Raw genomic sequence first — 19,185 nt, 5'->3', positions numbered from 1 at the left:
GCTAGTCTGGGCTCGAAGCAGAGGCTCAACCACTTAGAAAACCGCTGTCTCGAAGTCTTCCTGCTGACGCTCAAACCTTCTGAGCGACCCCCTCACCCATACAGCGCCCGCGCCTCGGCAAACGACAAAAGGCGGCGGTGGTTCTCGTCCCATAGGTGCAGCCGCGCGTTGGCGAGGCTTTCACGGATGGTCATCTGATTGCTGTTGGCCAGCTCATCATGGTCACGCAGCACTTCGGTCAGACGGTAGAATGGAATGCGGCTGTACAGATGGTGCACGTGGTGGATGCCGATATTGGCCGTGAACCACTGCAATACTGAGGGCAGGATGTAATGCGAACTGCCGTGCAGGGCAGCCTCGTGCAGCTGCCAATCCTGATCGGGATCCCACTGCGTCTCTTCGAATTGATGCTGCACATAGAACAGCCAGACACCGGCCGCGGCGGCAATCAGGGTCGAGGGCAGGAAAATCAGCAGCACCGGCATCAGCCCACCAAAGTAATAGACGGCCCCCAGCGCGGCCAGAATAGCCAGGTTTGTCACCATCGCACTGACCCAGAATTTTGGAATATGTGTTAGGCCAAGCGGCAGCCGGTTCTGAAACAGGAACAAATAGCCGGGGCCAAATCCAAACAGGGTGATCGGGTGGCGATATAGGCGGTACAACAGACGGTTCTTCGGCGTCAGCGCGCGGTATTCTGCCACGGTCAACGTGTGGATGTCACCCATCCCACGCTTGTCCAGATTGCCCGAAGAGTTGTGATGCGAGGAATGCGTGCGGCGCCAAACGTCATAGGGCGTCAGTGTCAGCACCCCGAGCCCCCGTCCGACCCAATCACTGACCGTCCGGTTCGTAAAAAACGCCCCATGACCGCAATCATGCTGAATGGCAAACAGGCGCAGCAGGAAAGCCGCATTCAGAACCGAAACGGCAAAGGCCAGCCAATAGCTGACCGACAAAGACATCCAGGCCAGCGCCCAAAGCGCGATGAAGGGAACAATGGTGGCCCCCAGCTCGAACCAGCTGCGCGGCTGGTTTGGTTCCCGATATTTGGCCAGCGTCGACACCCAATCCCGCGCGACGGTCACATCCGGGTTGTCCCGGGTCGAGAGAGAGGATTGGGTCATGCGCCTGCCATATCTTTTGCTTGTTGCATACCGGATAGACGACCCCACCGGTATAGCAATCAATTTCTGGTCGAGACGCTGGGATTGGCGCTCAATTTTTGGTGTCACCACCTAAAGAAAAACCCCCGCTCTCGCGGGGGTCTTAATGGTTTGTCCAAAGACAGATCCGATCAAAGACCGGTAGAGATGTCGATGGTGTTACCCTCTTCCAGGGTCACATAAGCCTTTTTGACGTCTTTCCGCTTGCCCAACTGGCCGCGGAACCGCTTGACCTTGCCTTTGGTGATGGTGGTGTTGACCGCCTTCACCTTGACACCAAACAGCGATTCAACCGCTTCTTTGATCTGCGGTTTGTTGCTGTCGATCGCCACTTCAAAGACAATCGCGCCGTTCTCAGACGCCATGGTCGACTTTTCAGTAATGATCGGCTTGCGGATCACGTCGTAGTGTTCTGCCTTCGCGCTCATTTCAGTCGAGCCTCCAGTGCTTCGACACCCGCTTTGGTGATCACCAGAGTGTCACGCTTGAGGATGTCATAGACGTTTGCGCCCATCGTCGGCAGGATATCCAGACCTTCGATGTTTGCGGCGGCACGGGCAAAGCCCTCGTTCACGGTGGCACCGTCGATGACCAGAGCGCGTTTCCAGCCCAGGTTTGCAACCTGCTTGGCCAGAGCGGCAGTCTTGCCCTCTGATGCTGCGTCTTCGATCACAACCAGCTCACCAGCTGCCATTTTGGCAGACAGTGCGTGGCGCAGACCAAGCTTGCGGAACTTTTTCGGCAGGTCGTGACCATGCGAACGCACGACCGGACCTTTGTAAACACCACCACCACGGAAGATCGGTGCCGAGCGTGCGCCGTGGCGTGCGCCACCGGTGCCTTTTTGGCGATAGATCTTCTTGGTCGAGTAGTTCACTTCCGAGCGGGTCTTGACCTTGTGAGTGCCAGCCTGCGCGTTGTTGCGCTGCCAACGGACCACACGGTGCAGGATGTCCGCGCGCGGCTCGAGGCCGAACAGGTCTGCGTCCAGCTCGATGTTGCCGGCTTTGCCGCCGTCCAGTTTGATTACATCAAGTTTCATGCTTCACCACCTTCCGCGGGAACTTCTTCCGCAGGTGCTTCGGTTGCAGCCGATTTCACAGCAGCCGGGAAAGGCAGGCCTTCCGGTGCTTTCTTCTTGACGGCGTCCTTGACGGTGACCCAGCCCGATTTCGGTCCGGGAACGGCGCCTTTGATGAAGACCAGGTTCCGGTCGGCGTCAGTTTTGACAACTTCCAGATTCTGGGTGGTTACACGGGCAGCACCCATGTGACCGGCCATCTTCTTGCCTTTGAAAACCTTGCCCGGGTCCTGACACTGGCCAGTTGAACCGTGCGAACGGTGGCTGATCGAAACACCGTGCGTAGCGCGAAGGCCACCAAAGTTGTGGCGCTTCATTGCACCGGCAAAGCCTTTACCGATCGAGGTGCCCGAAACGTCAACCTTCTGACCTTCCAGGAAGTGTTCGGCCGAAATCTCGGCACCCACTTCGATCAGGCCGTCTGTCGAGACGCGGAACTCGGCCAGCTTACGCTTGGGCTCGACCTTGGCGGCGGCATAGTGGCCGCGCATCGCCTTCGAGGTGCGTTTTGCCTTGGCGGCACCGGCACCCAGCTGAACAGCGGTATAGCCGTCCTGCTCATCGGTACGCTGTGCAACAACCTGCAGGTTGTCCAGGTGAAGAACGGTCACAGGAATCTGCTTGCCGTCTTCCATGAACAGGCGGGTCATGCCGACTTTTTTTGCGATAATACCAGAGCGCATAATCAATACCCTCCGATCTTATGACTGCAGCTTGATCTCGACGTCCACACCAGCGGCGAGGTCGAGCTTCATCAGCGCGTCAACGGTCTGGGGGGTCGGATCAACGATGTCGAGCAGACGCTTGTGCGTGCGGATCTCGAACTGGTCACGGGATTTCTTGTCAACGTGAGGGCCACGGAGAACCGTGAACTTCTCAATCTTGTTCGGCAGCGGGATCGGGCCGCGCACGTTCGCGCCGGTCCGCTTGGCAGTGTTGACGATCTCTTGCGTGCTGGCATCCAGAACGCGATAGTCAAATGCCTTCAGCCGAATACGGATGTTTTGGCTTTGCATAAATAACAGCCTTTTATCAGGCGTTGAGGTTGAGAGGAGGACAAGCGCGCATCGCCAACCCTCGTCGAACCCAAAAGGCGGGAATCATCCCGCCTTGATGTTCTTAGTGAGAACTCGCGCGATCTACAGGGGTGTGAGGTGTTTGGCAAGGGGTTTTTCCGGCTATCCGATTCCAGATTTGACCGCCGTCAAATTTCTCAAACCCGCCGCGCAGTATTAACTAAGCATCATCGCGACGAAACCAGAATTACTCGTGCCTCATGGGCACACGTATCCAAGAAAGAAAAGGAGTGACTTCTTCCTACGATTTTGTGTCTTTCGATGCGACCCGCGACAGCTTCAGTTCCCGATAGTCGAACAAAGAGATGTTGAAAGGTGCAAAAATCGCATCGCAGTCGGTTGCCTGTAGCGACGGAGGTCTTATGAAATCGTGCAGTTTAAACCCATGTTCCGCCATGACCGAAACAAAATCACTGAACTTGTATCCGCCTTGATAGCGACGGCGTGTTGAAACTTCGGCCAGAACGAAGGCGCAGTTTTTCAACATTTCCGATGCACCCCGAACAACTTCGATTTCCAAACCTTCGGTATCAATCTTCAGGCCGAATGGTCCTTTGTAGCTCGACGCGATCTCGTCAAGAGTCTTCACGGGTACATGTCTTTCTTCGATTTTCGACATTTGCGCCGTGGCGGCATCGTCAAATTCGAGCATTGTCGCGCGTGTTCCCATCGATCTGGCACCGACCGTTGTAATACGCAGCGTTGTCTCGCCGTTTTCTGCCCCAACACCGCAGGCATGAAAATCAATATTGATTTTGACCGCCCATTTTCTTCGCAGCTTTGCTTCGTAGTCTGCAATTGGCTCGATCAAAACAAATTTTAAATCAGGAAAAGCCGCGTATTAATGCGCGGTGCCCCCGGCAACCCCAACGTCAAACACCGTTTGCACTTGGAAACCGAGACTGCGGATGTACTCGCCCGTTTCCTTGTTTGGCAGGACTTGGTAACCGCGTCGCTTCAAACGTCTGGACAGCCTTTGTACTGTTTCGTCCATCTCGAAGTACTCCTTGTGCACTTACGTCAGTTTTGATTGACGGCGACATTCTAAAAGCACTTCTTTGGAAAAACTACAACTCGGATTGAACGGCTGGTTTTGGGTTGGCGTCTGACCCACAGGGTATTTCACCGGACCGTCCGTTCCGAGTAATGACCCGAGCACTGCACAGATCAGCGAGGAAAGCGCCAGTATTCAGCCAGCCAGCGACGTGGTCTCACTTAGTTCAGCCACCAAGACACGAAGAAAGTCGTCCATTTGTGGCATGGCTTTCCTTAACTCGACGGTGTGGGCTCTCATTGCTCTTTCAGAGCAGGGGCCGCCCACCATCATAGCAGGTTGTGATTACTCAATGATTTTCGTTCGATTATTCTGGTGTATCTCAGGATCATCGGTCCCAAACAAAAAAAGGGCGTCCCAAGGGACGCCCTTTCCGTTTGATATCGCGAGAGCGATTACTCGACGATTTTCGACACGACGCCGGCGCCGACAGTGCGGCCGCCTTCGCGGATGGCGAAACGCAGGCCGTTTTCCATCGCGATCGGCGCGATCAGCTCAACCTCGAACGACACGTTGTCGCCGGGCATGACCATCTCGGTGCCGGACGCCAGGGTCACGGTGCCGGTCACGTCAGTGGTCCGGAAGTAGAACTGAGGACGGTAGTTCGCAAAGAACGGCGTGTGACGGCCACCTTCATCCTTGGTCAGGATATAGGCTTCGGCTTCGAACTTGGTGTGCGGTGTCACCGAGCCCGGCTTACACAGAACCTGGCCACGCTCAACACCTTCACGGTCCACACCGCGCAGCAGCGCGCCGATGTTGTCGCCCGCTTCTCCGCGGTCCAGCAGCTTGCGGAACATTTCAACGCCCGTGCAGGTGGTTTTCTTGGTGTCGCGGATGCCGACGATTTCGATCTCGTCGCCAACATTGATCACGCCACGCTCAACACGACCGGTCACAACTGTACCACGACCCGAGATCGAGAACACGTCTTCGACCGGCATCAGGAACGGCTGGTCAATCGCACGCTCAGGCGTCGGGATGTATTCGTCCACGGCCGCCATCAGCTTGCGGATGGATTCCTCGCCGATCTCCGGGTTGTTGCCTTCCATCGCGGCCAAAGCCGAACCGGCAATGATCGGAATGTCGTCGCCAGGGTATTCATACGAAGACAGAAGCTCGCGGATTTCCATTTCCACCAGTTCCAGCAGCTCTTCGTCGTCAACCTGATCCACTTTGTTCATGAACACGACCATTGTCGGGATGCCAACCTGGCGGCCCAGCAGGATGTGTTCACGTGTCTGCGGCATCGGGCCGTCAGCGGCGTTCACAACCAGAATCGCGCCGTCCATCTGGGCAGCACCGGTGATCATGTTCTTGACGTAGTCGGCGTGGCCGGGGCAGTCAACGTGGGCATAGTGACGGTTTTCCGTCTCGTATTCCACGTGGGCGGTCGAGATGGTGATGCCACGCGCTTTTTCTTCCGGCGCGCCGTCAATCTGATCATACGCTTGGAAGTCACCAAAATACTTGGTGATCGCTGCGGTCAGCGTCGTCTTGCCGTGGTCAACGTGGCCAATCGTGCCAATGTTCACGTGCGGCTTGTTACGCTCAAACTTTTCCTTTGCCATGATGGCCTCCTTTGTCGGTAATGAAGGGAGCCCGCTAGTCGAGCTCCCTCAAATCTTCGCTTACGCGTATTTCGCCTGGATCTCGTCCGAGATGTTCTGCGGAACGGGATCGTAGTGGTCGAACTGCATGGTGAACTGGGCACGGCCGGACGACATCGAACGCAGAGTGTTGATGTAGCCGAACATGTTGGCCAGCGGCACAAACGCGTCGATCGCGATTGCGTTGCCACGGTTTTCCTGTCCCGAAACCTGTCCCCGACGCGATGTCAGGTCACCAATGATACCGCCGGTGTATTCTTCCGGGGTGATCACTTCGACCTTCATGATCGGCTCAAGCAGTTTCGCACCCGCTTTGCGCATGCCTTCACGCATACCCATACGAGCGGCGATTTCAAAGGCCAGTACCGAAGAGTCCACGTCGTGGTATTTACCTTCGATCAGGGCAACCTTGAAGTCGATCACAGGGAAGCCAGCCAGCGGGCCGCTATCCATGACGGATCTGATGCCTTTTTCAACGCCCGGGATGTATTCCTTGGGCACCGAACCACCAACAACACGAGATTCGAACGAATAGCCTTCGCCCGGCTCTGTCGGTGTGATGATCATCTTCACCTCAGCGAACTGACCCGAACCACCCGACTGTTTCTTGTGGGTGTAAACGATCTCGGCTTCGTGACCGATGGTCTCACGATAGGCCACCTGCGGTGCACCAATGTTCGCTTCAACCTTGAATTCACGCTTGAGACGGTCAATCAGGATGTCCAGGTGAAGTTCGCCCATGCCCTTCATGATGGTCTGACCCGATTCCAGATCAGTCTCCACGCGGAACGACGGGTCTTCGGCGGCCAAACGGCCCAGACCCTGGCTCATTTTTTCCTGGTCAGCCTTGGTTTTCGGCTCAACCGCGATCTCGATCACCGGATCAGGGAAGGTCATGGTTTCCAGAACCACCGGATCACCGGTCGAACACAGGGTGTCGCCCGTGGTGGTGTCTTTCAGGCCTGCCAGCGCGATAATGTCGCCCGCGAATGCTTCTGTGATTTCTTCACGGTCATTCGAGTGCATCATCATCATCCGGCCGATACGCTCTTTCTTACCCTTGGTCGAGTTCAGAAGCGTGTCGCCCTTGGCCAGAGTACCCGAGTAGATGCGGGTAAAGGTCAGCGAACCAACAAAGGGGTCGTTCATGATTTTGAACGCCAGGCCCGAGAACGCCATGTCATCATCCGCACGGCGGGCAATGTTACGGGTTTCTTCTTCGTCACCGGGTTTGAAGCCCATGTAATCGACAACGTCCAGCGGGCTGGGCAAATAGTCGATCACAGCGTTCAGCAGCGGCTGAACACCTTTGTTCTTGAACGCAGAACCACCCAGAACCGGAACGAACGCGATTTCCAGCGTGCCTTTGCGAAGCAGGGCGCGCAGGGTCGGAACGTCGGGCTCGTTGCCTTCCAGGTATTCCATCATCGCGTCGTCGTCCATTTCGACGGCCGCTTCGACCATTTTACCGCGCCATTCGTCAGCCATGTCCTTCAGGCTGTCGCGGATCGGTGCCTTGACCCAGCTTGCGCCCAGGTCTTCGCCCTGCCACAGCCATTCTTCCATGGTGACCAGATCGATCAGACCTTCCAACTCGGTCTCTGCGCCGATCGGAATACCAACCGGAACAGCACGTGCGCCGGTACGGTCTTCGATCATTGCAACGCAGTTGAAGAAGTCCGCGCCGATCTTGTCCATCTTGTTGACGAACACCATCCGCGGAACCTTGTAGCGGTCAGCCTGACGCCACACGGTTTCGGTCTGGGGCTCAACACCGGCGTTTGCGTCAAGAACGCAGACAGCTCCGTCGAGAACCGCCAGCGAGCGTTCGACTTCGATGGTGAAGTCAACGTGGCCGGGGGTGTCAATGATGTTCAGGCGGTGCTTGGGCGAGTCAGCCGTTTCACCGTCTTCAGTGCGTTCCCAGAAGGTGGTGGTCGCAGCCGAGGTGATGGTGATGCCGCGTTCCTGTTCCTGCTCCATCCAGTCCATGGTGGCGGCACCGTCGTGCACCTCACCGATGTTGTGGGATTTGCCGGTGTAGTACAGGATGCGTTCCGAGCAGGTCGTCTTACCCGCATCGATATGCGCCATGATACCGAAGTTACGGTAATGATCGAGTGTATATTCGCGTGCCATTTCAATAAGCCTCTGGAATTACCAACGGTAGTGGCTGAAGGCTTTGTTCGCCTCGGCCATCTTGTGGGTGTCTTCACGCTTCTTCACAGCGGTACCGCGGGACTGTACAGCGTCCAGCAGTTCACCGGCGAGGCGTTCTTCCATGGTGTTTTCGTTGCGGCCACGCGCAGCAGTGATCAGCCAGCGGATGGCCAGTGCTTCGCGGCGCTCGGGGCGCACTTCGACCGGAACCTGATAGGTTGCACCACCAACCCGGCGCGAGCGAACCTCGACCGACGGTTTGATGTTGTCGAGCGCTTCGTGGAACACTTCGACGGGTGCGCGCTTGATCTTGCCTTCAACGCGATCAAAAGCGTTGTAGACGATGCGCTCTGCAACCGACTTTTTACCGTCGATCATCAGGTTGTTCATGAATTTTGTCAGAACCTTGTCGCCAAATTTGGCGTCAGGCAGGACTTCGCGTTTTTCGGCGGCGTGACGACGTGACATATCAGCCTCTCCTTCTTATTTGGGACGCTTGGCGCCGTATTTCGAACGACGTTGTTTACGGTCTTTGACGCCTTGGGTATCCAGAACACCGCGCAGGATGTGGTACCGGACACCAGGAAGGTCTTTTACACGACCGCCACGGATCAGAACAACCGAGTGTTCCTGCAGGTTGTGGCTTTCACCGGGGATGTACGAGATAACCTCGAACCCGTTGGTCAAGCGTACCTTGGCAACCTTACGCATCGCCGAGTTCGGCTTTTTCGGTGTGGTTGTGTAAACACGTGTGCAGACGCCGCGTTTCTGCGGGCACTGCTCCAGGTGCATGGACTTCGAGCGTTTTACTTTCGGCTGCCGCGGCTTGCGGATCAGCTGTTGGATCGTTGGCATTCCGGTTATATCCCCGTTTTGCAACACATGACATGCACGCGCGATGCGTGCGGTTAAATTCGCTGCACTCGTGCGTCCACAAGCGCAAAACCCGCGAGCGTTCCCATTCCGAGGTGAACGTCACGGTTTGTTATCAGAGGGCGCGAACGAAAAAATTGTCCGGGCCTTGACCAGTTCATTACTGGAATCGGTTGTGGGGCGGCCCCCGGCACCGAGATGACGCGCGTTCTAGGCGGAGTCGCACCAAGTGTCAACAGCACACCGCGACAAGTGCCCGGCAAAGCCGGATGCGTTGAATTATCAGGGCCTGATCTCGATTTCCAGTGCAGCGGACATTGCGGGTATCTGGCCGCGCGGGCATAGTCCGATCACCAGTTCAAGCCATGGATGAATCATGCAAGTCATCGGCCTGTGCCGCTTTTCTTACCCTGCTGTTGGTGGGTTTCAGGTCGAACATGAAACGATCGAAGACCGCCGCCGATACCTGTACGACCCGGCCCGGCTGGACGAGCGGTTTCGCCTGTTCGAAACCACCACCTTGCCCTGCTTCAAAGAACAGACGGATCAGGACTATCAGTTTCTCATCGTCATCGGAGAATGCCTGCCCAAACCCGCGCTGGATCGATTGCACGATCTGACCGCCGGGATAAAGCAGGTACAGATCATTGCGCGCGAACCGGCCCGGCACCGCAGGGTGATGAAACAGATCCTGAATGACGCCCGCACGGACGCTGCCAAACCCTGCCTGCAATTCCGCCATGATGATGACGACGCGGTATCTGTGGATTTCGTCGAACGGCTGCGCCTCGCAGCCGAGGACGGCAAGGGGTTGATGGAAAGGAGCAAGACCGTCGCCATCGACTACAATCAAGGATTTCTGGCCCGATTTGGCGCCGGTGGCATTCAAGCGGCACAAGTGTTTCGCCCCTTGCTTGGCGTGGGCTTTGCCATGCACGTGCGTGGCGGGTGCGAGCAGACAATCATGAATTTCGCCCATCACCGGATCGGGAATTTTATACCGGTGATCAGCTACCCGGACGCGCCGATGTGGGTGCGGACCCTGAACCAGTTTAATGACTCTCCGCATGCCCGCAACAGCACCACCCAACTGTCCGCGCTGACGCCCGAACAACAGGGTGAATTCATCGCGCGATTTGCCATTGATCACGATGCCGTCCGGCGAGTTCACTCGGTTGAATGAGCCGCGCGTTCGCGAAACAGTGTAAACAGGCCCGCACCAACCACCAAAACAACGCCGCACATCGTCACCGCGTCCGGCCAATCCCCAAACACGATCCAGCCCAGGGTCAGCGCCCAGATCAGGCTGGAGTACCGAAACGGTGCAATGAACCCGACATCGCCTTCGCGCATGACCAGAACGCTGCACAGATACCCGGTCAAAACGAACACTGCCGCACAAGCCACCATTGCCCCCGCCCCGGATGGCACCACCTGCCATCCCCTAGCGGTTGTCGCAATGCCCGCCGCCAATGTGATCGACAAGGACGTCGCCAAAGTAACAACCAGCGAGGGGATACGGGCTGACATGCGCCGTGTGATCAAATCCCTGGCCGTGACCGAGACCACGGCAACCAGCGCATAGAGTGAATAGATGCTGAACCCGTCGGGACCCGGTCGCACAATCAGCAGCATCCCGGCAAATCCCAACCCAATCGCCAGAATGCGACGCCAGCCGATATATTCCGAGAAAAACAGCGCCGCGCCCAAGGTGACCGTCAAGGGCAAGGCTTGTAGAACCGCCGTCACATTGGCCAACGGCATGTGCAGCAAGGCGGTCAGAAAGAAAAACGTCGCCGCAAGCTCGGCCAGGCACCGGAACGCAACCAGCCATTTGTCGTGACGCGGAAAGTTTAGATGCAGAGCACCCTGTTGCCGCGCCAGCAGGAAAATCAGAACGGTCGCCAAGGCACCACGCATGGCGACCATCTGGAACAGAGGCACCTCTCCACCGGCAACTTTTATCAACGCATCGTTAACAGTAAAGGCCGCCATACTGCCCATCATAAGCAGCGCGCCTTTCACATTCGGGGTCATAAAGTCAAAGTCCAAAGCTAAAATCTCGGCCATTGGCCGGAAACGGTGCCTTGTTGTCAACAACAACGACACCTCTGATCAGGACTAGCTGATCACCGTCGTCCAGTCAGGCGTCAGCCAGAGAAAATAGCCAACATGTGATCAAGGCCCGACAAAGCCGCATCAATTCGCGGCGCATTCTCGGACTACTCACCGCGTTCAAGACCAGCGCCAATCAGCGGGTACCCGATCCGAGTTGACGGAAAATCCCGCGCGACCGCCTCAAAACACACCGGGATAGCATCGTATTCGACCCTCCTGCCCCGCCCTCGACAATCGAATTGAGCATAACCGACAACAAAAATTCGACGCCTTCATCTACTGGCACGCTGAAAACGGCGCTTGGTGATCCTGTTCCCTGACAGGCACAGAAAAGAAATGGCTTACGCAGTTCGGTAAACACCGTTGGAATGGCACATACCCGACAAGATGACTCGCACAGTGTAGGATATATAGGCACCTACTTAAGGTCGGCTTTGCGGGACAAAGTTACGCTTACTTGGTTTTCTCGGGCTTTGTAAAAAACGAACCGACCAATCCGATGAGGCGACCGAGCCAATAGGCAAATGGGCCAAAAATAACGCGTCTTCCTGCGTAGAGCCCAAACAAAAAAGTCACTAGCGCATACCACTTGAAACTCGTCAGAATTGCCTCACTCATAATCCTACCTGATGAAGGAGCAATCCGGCCCGCGATAACTTGGCCCTCCTGATGCAATGCCCGACCAACTCGCATCTTCGGTTGGTAAGACAGAACGACCCCGTTAGGATTTTCAGCCTCGAAAACAAAACTATAGCCGGGTTTTGTAGATGATTCTTGGTGATCAATCACTTTCGCAACGGTTACTTGGGCAGCGGTAGACGTTGCTAAGAAGTAGAGCGTAAAGGTTCCAGAGGCCAAGCCCAACAAAAAGAATATGATACCTATGCAACTCCAGAATTTGCTCCAAAGAGTACTCTTGAACGTTGATGATTTTGGGGTGGCAAGCATCCGGGTAGAAGTACTCCCTTCAACAAGAATTTTCAATGTTCAGGGTGGACCTGCTGTATCCTGTTATCATGACAAGAAGGGCTCGCAGCTGCCGTTCGAAGCGAAGGAAGCACTTACAGAAAAACCTCTGGTGACAGTCGTCGACAAAAGAAAAGGCCCCGCGAAGTCGCGGGGCCTCTAATTGGGTATGACAGACCGTTTACTCGCGGCTTTCCGGGGTTTCCACCAGAACGTCCAGCTCGTCTCCGACCATGTCGTCGTCCATCATCGGCGCAGCTAGGGCAGCGGCCGCTTCGGCCTCTTCCCGACGGGCTTCGATCACGACGTTGTCGCGGCCCTGGGCAACCTGACGCACAGCCTGTGTCGCGCCACCGGTGCCGGCCGGGATCAGACGGCCGACGATGACGTTCTCTTTCAGGCCAACCAGCTTGTCCTTCTTGCCCTGAACCGAAGCCTCGGTCAGAACGCGGGTGGTTTCCTGGAACGACGCCGCCGAGATGAACGAACGCGTCTGCAGCGAGGCTTTGGTGATCCCCAAAAGGATCGGTTCGCCCTGAGCCGGACGTCCACCACGCGAGAGAGTCTTCTCGTTGGCAGCGTCGAACTCTTGCTTGTCGACATGTTCGCCTTTCAGCAGGGTGGTGTCACCTGAATCCAGGATCTCCCACTTCTGCAGCATCTGGCGCACAATGACCTCGATGTGCTTGTCGTTGATCTTCACGCCCTGCAGACGGTAGACATCCTGCACTTCGTCGATCATGTAATCCGCCAGCGCTTCGACACCCATGATGGACAGGATGTCATGCGGGGCCGGGTTACCGTCCATCAGGTATTCACCCTTCTGGATGAAGTCGCCTTCCGCAACCGGGATATGTTTGCCCTTGGGCACCATATACTCGATCGTTTCCATCAACTCATCGCCTGGTTCGATGCTAATGCGGCGCTTGTTCTTGTAGTCGCGGCCAAAGCGCACGTAACCATCGGCTTCTGCGATGATCGCGTGATCCTTGGGACGACGGGCTTCGAACAGTTCGGCCACACGCGGCAGACCACCGGTGATGTCCTTGGTCTTGGCACCTTCGCGCGGGATACGCGCGACGACTTCACCGGCTTCGATCTGCTGACCATCTTCGATCGACAGGATCGCATCCACCGACATCGGATAGTGAACCGGGTTGCCCGCGTCGTTGCGGACCGGCTCGCCATCTTCGCCGACCAGAATGATTTCGGGCTTCAGGTCGCTGCCTTTGGGGGCCGCGCGCCAGTCGATCACGATCTTCTGGGTCATGCCGGTTGCATCGTCAGTCTCATCGCGGACAGCAATGCCCGAAACAAGGTCGACATACTTTGCAGTACCAGATTTTTCGGCGATGATCGGCAGGGTGTAGGGATCCCATTCGTACAGCTTGTCACCACGGGCAACCTTGGCACCGTCCTTGACGAACAGCTTGGAACCATAGCCCAGCTTGTGGCTGGCACGTTCCTCGCCGTGTTCGTCTTTGATCACCAGTTTCATGTTCCGGCCCATGACCAGGATTTCACCTGCGGAATTAGCCAGAACCTGCGGGTTCTCGAACGAAACCACACCGTCTTGGCTGGCCTCCTGGAACGACTGCTGACCACCCTGCGCAACACCGCCGATGTGGAAGGTCCGCATCGTCAGCTGAGTCCCGGGTTCACCGATGGACTGGGCGGCGATGATGCCGACAGCTTCGCCTGTGTTGACCCGCGTACCACGTGCAAGGTCACGACCGTAGCAGGTCGCACAAACGCCTTCCTCGGACTCACAGGTCAGAGGTGAACGGATGCGCATCGATGCAACGGCAGCCTCGTCAATGATGTCGGCCATACGTTCGTCGATCAACTGACCCGCGGCCACCAGCACCTCGTCCGTACCCGGGCGCAGAACGTCATCGGCAGAGACACGGCCCAGCACACGTTCGGCCAGCGAAGCAACAACTTCACCGTCGTTGACCGCAGCTTCGGCCGTGATCGCGCGCTCGGTTCCGCAGTCGATCTCGCGCACGATGCAATCCTGCGCGACATCCACCAGACGGCGGGTCAGGTAACCCGAGTTCGCCGTCTTCAAAGCGGTATCCGACAGACCCTTACGGGCACCGTGGGTCGAGTTGAAATACTCGAGAACGGTCAGGCCTTCTTTAAAGTTCGAGATGATCGGCGTCTCGATGATGTCACCGTTTGGCTTGGCCATCAGGCCACGCATACCGCCCAGCTGTTTCATCTGAGTGACCGAGCCACGCGCACCGGAGTGGGCCATCATGTAGACCGAGTTCGGTTCCTGCTCGGATCCATCCTCTGCCCGCTCGGACGATGAGATCGTGCTCATCATCGCCTCGGTGACACGGTCGTTACACTTCGACCACGCATCGACAACTTTGTTGTACTTTTCGCCCTGAGTGATCAGGCCGTCCATGTACTGCTGTTCAAAGTCTTTCACCTGACTGCGGGTTTCATCAACGATGCCCCACTTGTCGTCCGGAATAACCATGTCGTCCTTGCCGAACGAGATACCGGCCTTGAACGCTTCTTTGAAGCCCATCGACATGATCTGGTCACAGAAGATAACGCTCTCTTTCTGGCCGCAATACCGGTAAACGGTATCGATCACCTGCTGCACTTCTTTCTTCCGCAGCAGACGGTTGACCAGCTCGAACGGTGCTTTGTTGTTCATCGGCAGCAAGGCACCCAGACGCAGACGGCCCGGCGTGGTCTCAAAACGCTGAAGAACTTCGTTGCCCTCTTCGTCGATCTGAGCGATCCGCGCAGTGATCTTGGTGTGCAGATGCACCTCGCCGGAATCCAGCGCGTGCTGAACTTCGTCGATCGATCCGAACACTTTGCCTTCGCCGATCATGCCTTCACGTTCCAGGGTCACATAGTACAGACCCAAGATCATATCCTGCGACGGAACGATGATCGGCGCGCCGTTTGCAGGCGACAGAACGTTGTTTGTCGACATCATCAGAACACGCGCTTCCAGCTGGGCCTCAAGGCTCAGCGGAACGTGTACAGCCATCTGGTCACCGTCAAAGTCGGCGTTAAAGGCCGAACAGACCAGCGGGTGCAGCTGGATGGCTTTCCCTTCGATCAGAACCGGTTCAAACGCCTGAATGCCAAGACGGTGCAGCGTCGGCGCACGGTTCAGCATGACAGGGTGTTCGCGGATCACCTCGTCGAGGATATCCCATACTTCGGGACGCTCTTTCTCGACCAGTTTCTTCGCCTGTTTGACGGTCGAAGACAGACCTTTGGCTTCAAGGCGCGAGTAGATGAACGGCTTGAACAGTTCCAGCGCCATCTTCTTTGGCAGACCACACTGGTGCAGCTTGAGTTCCGGGCCGGTCACAATGACCGAACGACCCGAGAAGTCGACGCGTTTCCCCAGAAGGTTCTGGCGGAAACGACCCTGCTTACCTTTCAGCATGTCCGACAGCGATTTCAGCGGGCGCTTGTTGGCGCCGGTGATCACACGGCCACGACGGCCATTGTCGAACAGAGCGTCCACGGATTCCTGCAGCATCCGCTTTTCGTTACGGACGATGATGTCAGGCGCGCGCAGTTCGATCAGACGCTTCAGACGGTTGTTCCGGTTGATGACGCGGCGATACAGATCGTTCAGATCCGAGGTCGCAAAACGGCCACCATCCAGCGGCACCAGCGGACGCAGTTCCGGCGGAATGACCGGAATAACAGTCATCACCATCCACTCAGGCCGGTTGCCCAACTCAAGGAAGGATTCAACAACTTTCAGACGTTTGATGATCTTCTTGGGCTTCAATTCACCGGTAGCTTCGGCCAGATCAGCACGCAGCTGCTCGGCTTCGGCTTCCAGATCAATCTGGGCCAGCATCTCACGAATGGCTTCGGCACCGATATTGGCGGTGAACGCATCCATGCCAAAGGCATCCTGCGCGTCCATGTACTCTTCTTCGGTCAGCATCTGGCCGTATGACAAGTCGGTCAGACCGGGCTCGATGACGACATAGTTTTCAAAGTACAGAACGCGTTCCAGATCACGCAATGTCATGTCCAGCATCAAACCGATGCGGGACGGCAACGATTTCAGGAACCAGATATGCGCAACGGGTGCTGCCAGTTCGATATGGCCCATACGTTCACGGCGGACTTTCTGAAGGGTGACTTCAACACCGCATTTCTCGCAGACAACGCCGCGATACTTCATCCGCTTATATTTGCCGCACAGACATTCGTAATCCTTGATCGGGCCAAAGATACGCGCACAGAACAGGCCGTCACGTTCAGGTTTGAACGTCCGGTAGTTGATGGTCTCGGGTTTCTTGATCTCACCATAAGACCAAGACAGAATCCGTTCCGGGCTGGCCAATGAGACCTTGATCTCGTCGAAAACCTTCGGCGGGGTCAGCGGGTTGAAAGGATTATTTCCTTGAGTCAATTCCTGGTTCATCACAGGTCTCCAGCAGGTTTGGCCGTCTCGGGTGCTTTGGCATTCAGCCCACGCTTGCGCTCTTTACGCGCTTTGACGTGTCCTGAAAATGCCGTCAGGCCATATTTCAATCGGGCAATTTGTAAGTTGTCGACCCCGCAATATTCCTTTCGAAGTTGCGAAGCGATCGGCGAAGGCGGAAAGCCGGTTTGGGTCACGGCCAGATGGTTCAGTTTGCCACGGACAAAAAAGCCGTCCTGAACCGTGGGCCAACCGTTAAGTTGCATATAGTGCGTGTGTGGGTTTTCTTCCAGTTGGTGCTCAAAACCCCAAGGGTCGTTGACTCCGGCCTCTAGCTTTCGTTCAGCCATCCAGATCAGGTGATCTATGTTCCAGATGGCGGTCACCAGGGAATTGGGAGCGTCCCAGTCCTTTTGCATCGGTGCCAGCTCGACATCGGGTCCGATGATGGTCGGCGCCGAGGTGCGGTCAAAAGTCCAGCTGAAATCGCCCGGCCATGGGAACAGGGCATATTTCAGATCATGCTCGCGCACTTTCTTCATGGCGGTCTCGACAACCTCGGTATCAACCGGGGCCAGAGGGCACAGATCCTCGAGCATCAAAAAGATATGCCGGGTGGACGGGCGATCTTCTTTGATCTTGCGTGCAGTGGCCAACAGAAGCTCGACAAAGGTCTTGTCCTTGAACCGGATGACTCCGGGCACATCCAGATCCCCGTCCGTGGCCACGACACATTCGGGGTGCCCGGGCCAGAACATGTCCAACGTCTTCAGAATTGCCGGGATATAGTGCTCATTACGCGAATAGGTCGATACCAGAAGAACAGTGTCCTTGAACGCCTCGGCGGGGCCGTCCACCGGCGCACGATTTGTGATCTGCTTCATCATCTTCCGACGTTCTGCAGCCTTGGAGAATCGCCGGGTCACCTTGGCCAGCCCATATTTTTTACGAGCTTTGCGCAAGTCATCCGCGCCGCAATAGTCCTCGCGCAGTTGTGTCATCAAAGAAGACTGCGGGAAATAGGTCCGGGTCACGGCTTTTGGATTGACCTCACCGTCAATCAGGAACCCGCCGTCCAATGTGGGCCAGCCGTTAAGCTGCATGTAGTGAACGGCCGGGCTTTCCGGCAAAGGATGTTGGAACCGGCGGATGTCATGAATCCAAGCCTCTTTCTTGGTATCGATCACCCACTGAAGGTGGTCGATGCCCCAGATCGCAGGTGCGACCGCGTTGATAGTTTCCCAGTAGGGCCGCATCGCCGTAAGCTCTAGGTTCCCTGCCACCACAGAAGGGGCAACTTCGGAATCCAGGGCGATCCGGAAGTCTCCGGGCCACTGAAACAGCACGAACTGCAAATCCTGGTCGAGGACCTTGGTCATCGCAGTTTGCAACATCAACGTGTCGACCTGACCCAGGGGGCAGAACTCATTTGGCAACAAAAAGACGTGGCGCGTATCGGGGTGCTCTTTACGGATCCGTTGTACAGCACCGTCCAGCCTTTGCAGGAACGTTTCTTCCAAATCATCCGGCACCCCGGCGCCTTCACTCTCCCCACCGTGCGCAAAAACACAATTGGGGTGGCCCGGCCACAACCGATCCAACGTTTCACGGATTGCCGGGATGTATTTCTCGTTGTCGGCTTGTGAAAGGACCAGCAGGACAGTGCTCTTGAAAACTTCGGCGGCACCGTCTTCGGGCGTCCACTGCGGAGCGTCTTTTAGCGCCTTGCTGTGCTTTGCTTTTTTGCTTAGGCCGCGCGTTGCCTTGGCCAGCCCGTATTTCTTGCGGGCTTTGTTCAGATCATCCTGTCCGCAATATTCAACGCGCAGCTTCGACACCAGCGGAGAAGCAGGGAAGTAGCTTCTGGTAATCGCCTTGGGGTTTGCCACCCCGTCGATCAAGAACCCACCATCCAGGGTCGGCCAGCCATCTTGCTGCATGTAATGCACAGCAGCGACCGGCACCGGATTCGGGAACCGGTCGGCGTCATGAATCCATGCGCCCATTTTGGCGTCAATCACCGACAACAGGTGATTTATGTCCCAAATCGCTGGAGCGAGTGAGTTGATGCCGTCCCGGTTCTGCTGCATCGCCTGCAGGTCCACGCCATCAGCAACCACAGGTGGCGCGACATCGGAATCCAAATAGCTTTCAAAATTCCCAGGCCACTGGAACAGGACAAATTCCAAATCTTGCGCCTGAACCTCACCCATCGCCGTTTCCAGCATCCGGGTGTCTACCGGTCCCAGCGGACAAAACACGTCGCGCATCAAAAAGATATGGCGCGTTTCGGGACGATCCTTCTGTATCTGGCGCACCGCTTTGTCCAGTTTCTGCAGGAAAGTCACGTTCTGGAAAGTCAGCGTCGCATCATCCTTAAGCGCACCGTCGGTTGCAACGACACAGTCCGGATGCCCCGGCCACAGCAGGTCCAAGTTTTCGCGAATCTCAGGGATGTATGCCTCGGTCTCAGCTTCGGTCACGACCAGAAGCACCGTATCTTTGAATACGGTGGCTGCTCTGAACTCAGAGAGCTTGGAACCGGTCATATGCACGGACTCCGTCATCAAGCGACCTCCCCACTGGGGCGGGCGCACGGGACAGCACGTGTCCCGAACTGGTTTATGAACATGTCATGGCTCATTCAGAACC

14 protein-coding genes and 1 pseudogene are annotated in these 19,185 nt (G+C 56.5%); 1 reads left to right on the top strand and 14 read right to left on the bottom strand.

What is annotated here, in order from left to right; all coding sequences use genetic code 11:
* Positions 1-92: 92 nt before the first annotated feature.
* From SJY13_RS17490 to rpsL, 10 genes and pseudogenes are all read right to left on the bottom strand, one after another.
* Positions 93-1,127 carry a fatty acid desaturase gene (locus tag SJY13_RS17490; RefSeq protein ID WP_377192692.1) on the bottom strand — a complete coding sequence of 345 codons (1,035 nt, stop codon included), beginning with the start codon at positions 1,125-1,127 and terminating at the stop codon, positions 93-95.
* Between the two features lie 170 nt (positions 1,128-1,297).
* Entirely contained in the window at positions 1,298-1,594 is a 297-nt protein-coding gene (locus SJY13_RS17485) for a 50S ribosomal protein L23 (protein WP_377192690.1), read from the bottom strand.
* Positions 1,591-2,208: a 50S ribosomal protein L4 gene (gene rplD, locus SJY13_RS17480; RefSeq protein WP_377192688.1), complete on the bottom strand. Its 618-nt coding sequence runs from the start codon at positions 2,206-2,208 to the stop codon at positions 1,591-1,593. The genes SJY13_RS17485 and rplD overlap by 4 nt, the downstream gene beginning before the upstream one ends.
* Complete coding sequence (rplC, locus tag SJY13_RS17475) at positions 2,205-2,930, bottom strand: 50S ribosomal protein L3 (protein ID WP_085823277.1); 726 nt, start codon at positions 2,928-2,930, stop codon at positions 2,205-2,207. The genes rplD and rplC overlap by 4 nt, the downstream gene beginning before the upstream one ends.
* Positions 2,931-2,948: 18 nt before the next feature.
* The gene (gene rpsJ, locus SJY13_RS17470; RefSeq protein WP_008756422.1) at positions 2,949-3,263 is read right to left on the bottom strand and encodes a 30S ribosomal protein S10; all 315 of its coding nucleotides are present in this window, start codon (positions 3,261-3,263) and stop codon (positions 2,949-2,951) included.
* Positions 3,264-3,564: 301 nt separating this feature from the next.
* Positions 3,565-4,143 (bottom strand): annotated as a pseudogene (locus SJY13_RS17465) (FkbM family methyltransferase); the annotation flags it as partial.
* A 629-nt stretch (positions 4,144-4,772) separates the two neighbouring features.
* Positions 4,773-5,948 (bottom strand): elongation factor Tu, encoded by a 1,176-nt coding sequence (gene tuf, locus SJY13_RS17460; protein WP_377192686.1) that lies wholly within the window; start codon positions 5,946-5,948, stop codon positions 4,773-4,775.
* A 60-nt stretch (positions 5,949-6,008) separates the two neighbouring features.
* The gene (fusA, locus tag SJY13_RS17455) at positions 6,009-8,126 is read right to left on the bottom strand and encodes an elongation factor G (RefSeq protein WP_377192684.1); all 2,118 of its coding nucleotides are present in this window, start codon (positions 8,124-8,126) and stop codon (positions 6,009-6,011) included.
* 18 nt (positions 8,127-8,144) lie between these two features.
* On the bottom strand, positions 8,145-8,615 hold the full coding sequence (gene rpsG / locus SJY13_RS17450; RefSeq protein ID WP_008756926.1) for a 30S ribosomal protein S7: 471 nt from the start codon (positions 8,613-8,615) through the stop codon (positions 8,145-8,147).
* A gap of 15 nt (positions 8,616-8,630) precedes the next feature.
* Complete coding sequence (gene rpsL / locus SJY13_RS17445) at positions 8,631-9,002, bottom strand: 30S ribosomal protein S12 (RefSeq protein WP_005621086.1); 372 nt, start codon at positions 9,000-9,002, stop codon at positions 8,631-8,633.
* A gap of 394 nt (positions 9,003-9,396) precedes the next feature.
* Here rpsL and SJY13_RS17440 point away from each other — a divergent pair, with 394 nt between their 5' ends.
* Positions 9,397-10,203 carry a putative rhamnosyl transferase gene (locus tag SJY13_RS17440; protein ID WP_377192681.1) on the top strand — a complete coding sequence of 269 codons (807 nt, stop codon included), beginning with the start codon at positions 9,397-9,399 and terminating at the stop codon, positions 10,201-10,203.
* Here the strand turns inward: SJY13_RS17440 and SJY13_RS17435 are convergent.
* The 4 genes from SJY13_RS17435 to SJY13_RS17420 all read right to left on the bottom strand — a co-directional run bounded on the left by SJY13_RS17435 (position 10,188) and on the right by SJY13_RS17420 (position 19,100).
* A complete protein-coding gene (locus SJY13_RS17435) occupies positions 10,188-11,057 on the bottom strand; it encodes a DMT family transporter (protein WP_377193694.1) in 870 nt (289 codons plus the stop codon). The two genes, SJY13_RS17440 and SJY13_RS17435, sit on opposite strands and share 16 nt — an antisense overlap.
* A gap of 534 nt (positions 11,058-11,591) precedes the next feature.
* Positions 11,592-12,122: a hypothetical protein gene (locus SJY13_RS17430; protein ID WP_377192679.1), complete on the bottom strand. Its 531-nt coding sequence runs from the start codon at positions 12,120-12,122 to the stop codon at positions 11,592-11,594.
* Positions 12,123-12,285: 163 nt separating this feature from the next.
* Positions 12,286-16,533 carry a DNA-directed RNA polymerase subunit beta' gene (rpoC, locus tag SJY13_RS17425; protein ID WP_377192677.1) on the bottom strand — a complete coding sequence of 1,416 codons (4,248 nt, stop codon included), beginning with the start codon at positions 16,531-16,533 and terminating at the stop codon, positions 12,286-12,288.
* A complete protein-coding gene (locus tag SJY13_RS17420; RefSeq protein ID WP_377192675.1) occupies positions 16,533-19,100 on the bottom strand; it encodes a hypothetical protein in 2,568 nt (855 codons plus the stop codon). Before SJY13_RS17420 ends, rpoC begins: the two co-directional genes overlap by 1 nt.
* Positions 19,101-19,185: the final 85 nt, after the last annotated feature.

It is taken from the genome of Ruegeria meonggei, from assembly GCF_042768335.1.
GTDB classification, from domain to species: domain Bacteria; phylum Pseudomonadota; class Alphaproteobacteria; order Rhodobacterales; family Rhodobacteraceae; genus Ruegeria; species Ruegeria meonggei.
The sequence above is the reverse complement of the archived record's forward strand: the minus strand, read 5'-3'. Positions and strand labels throughout refer to the sequence as shown.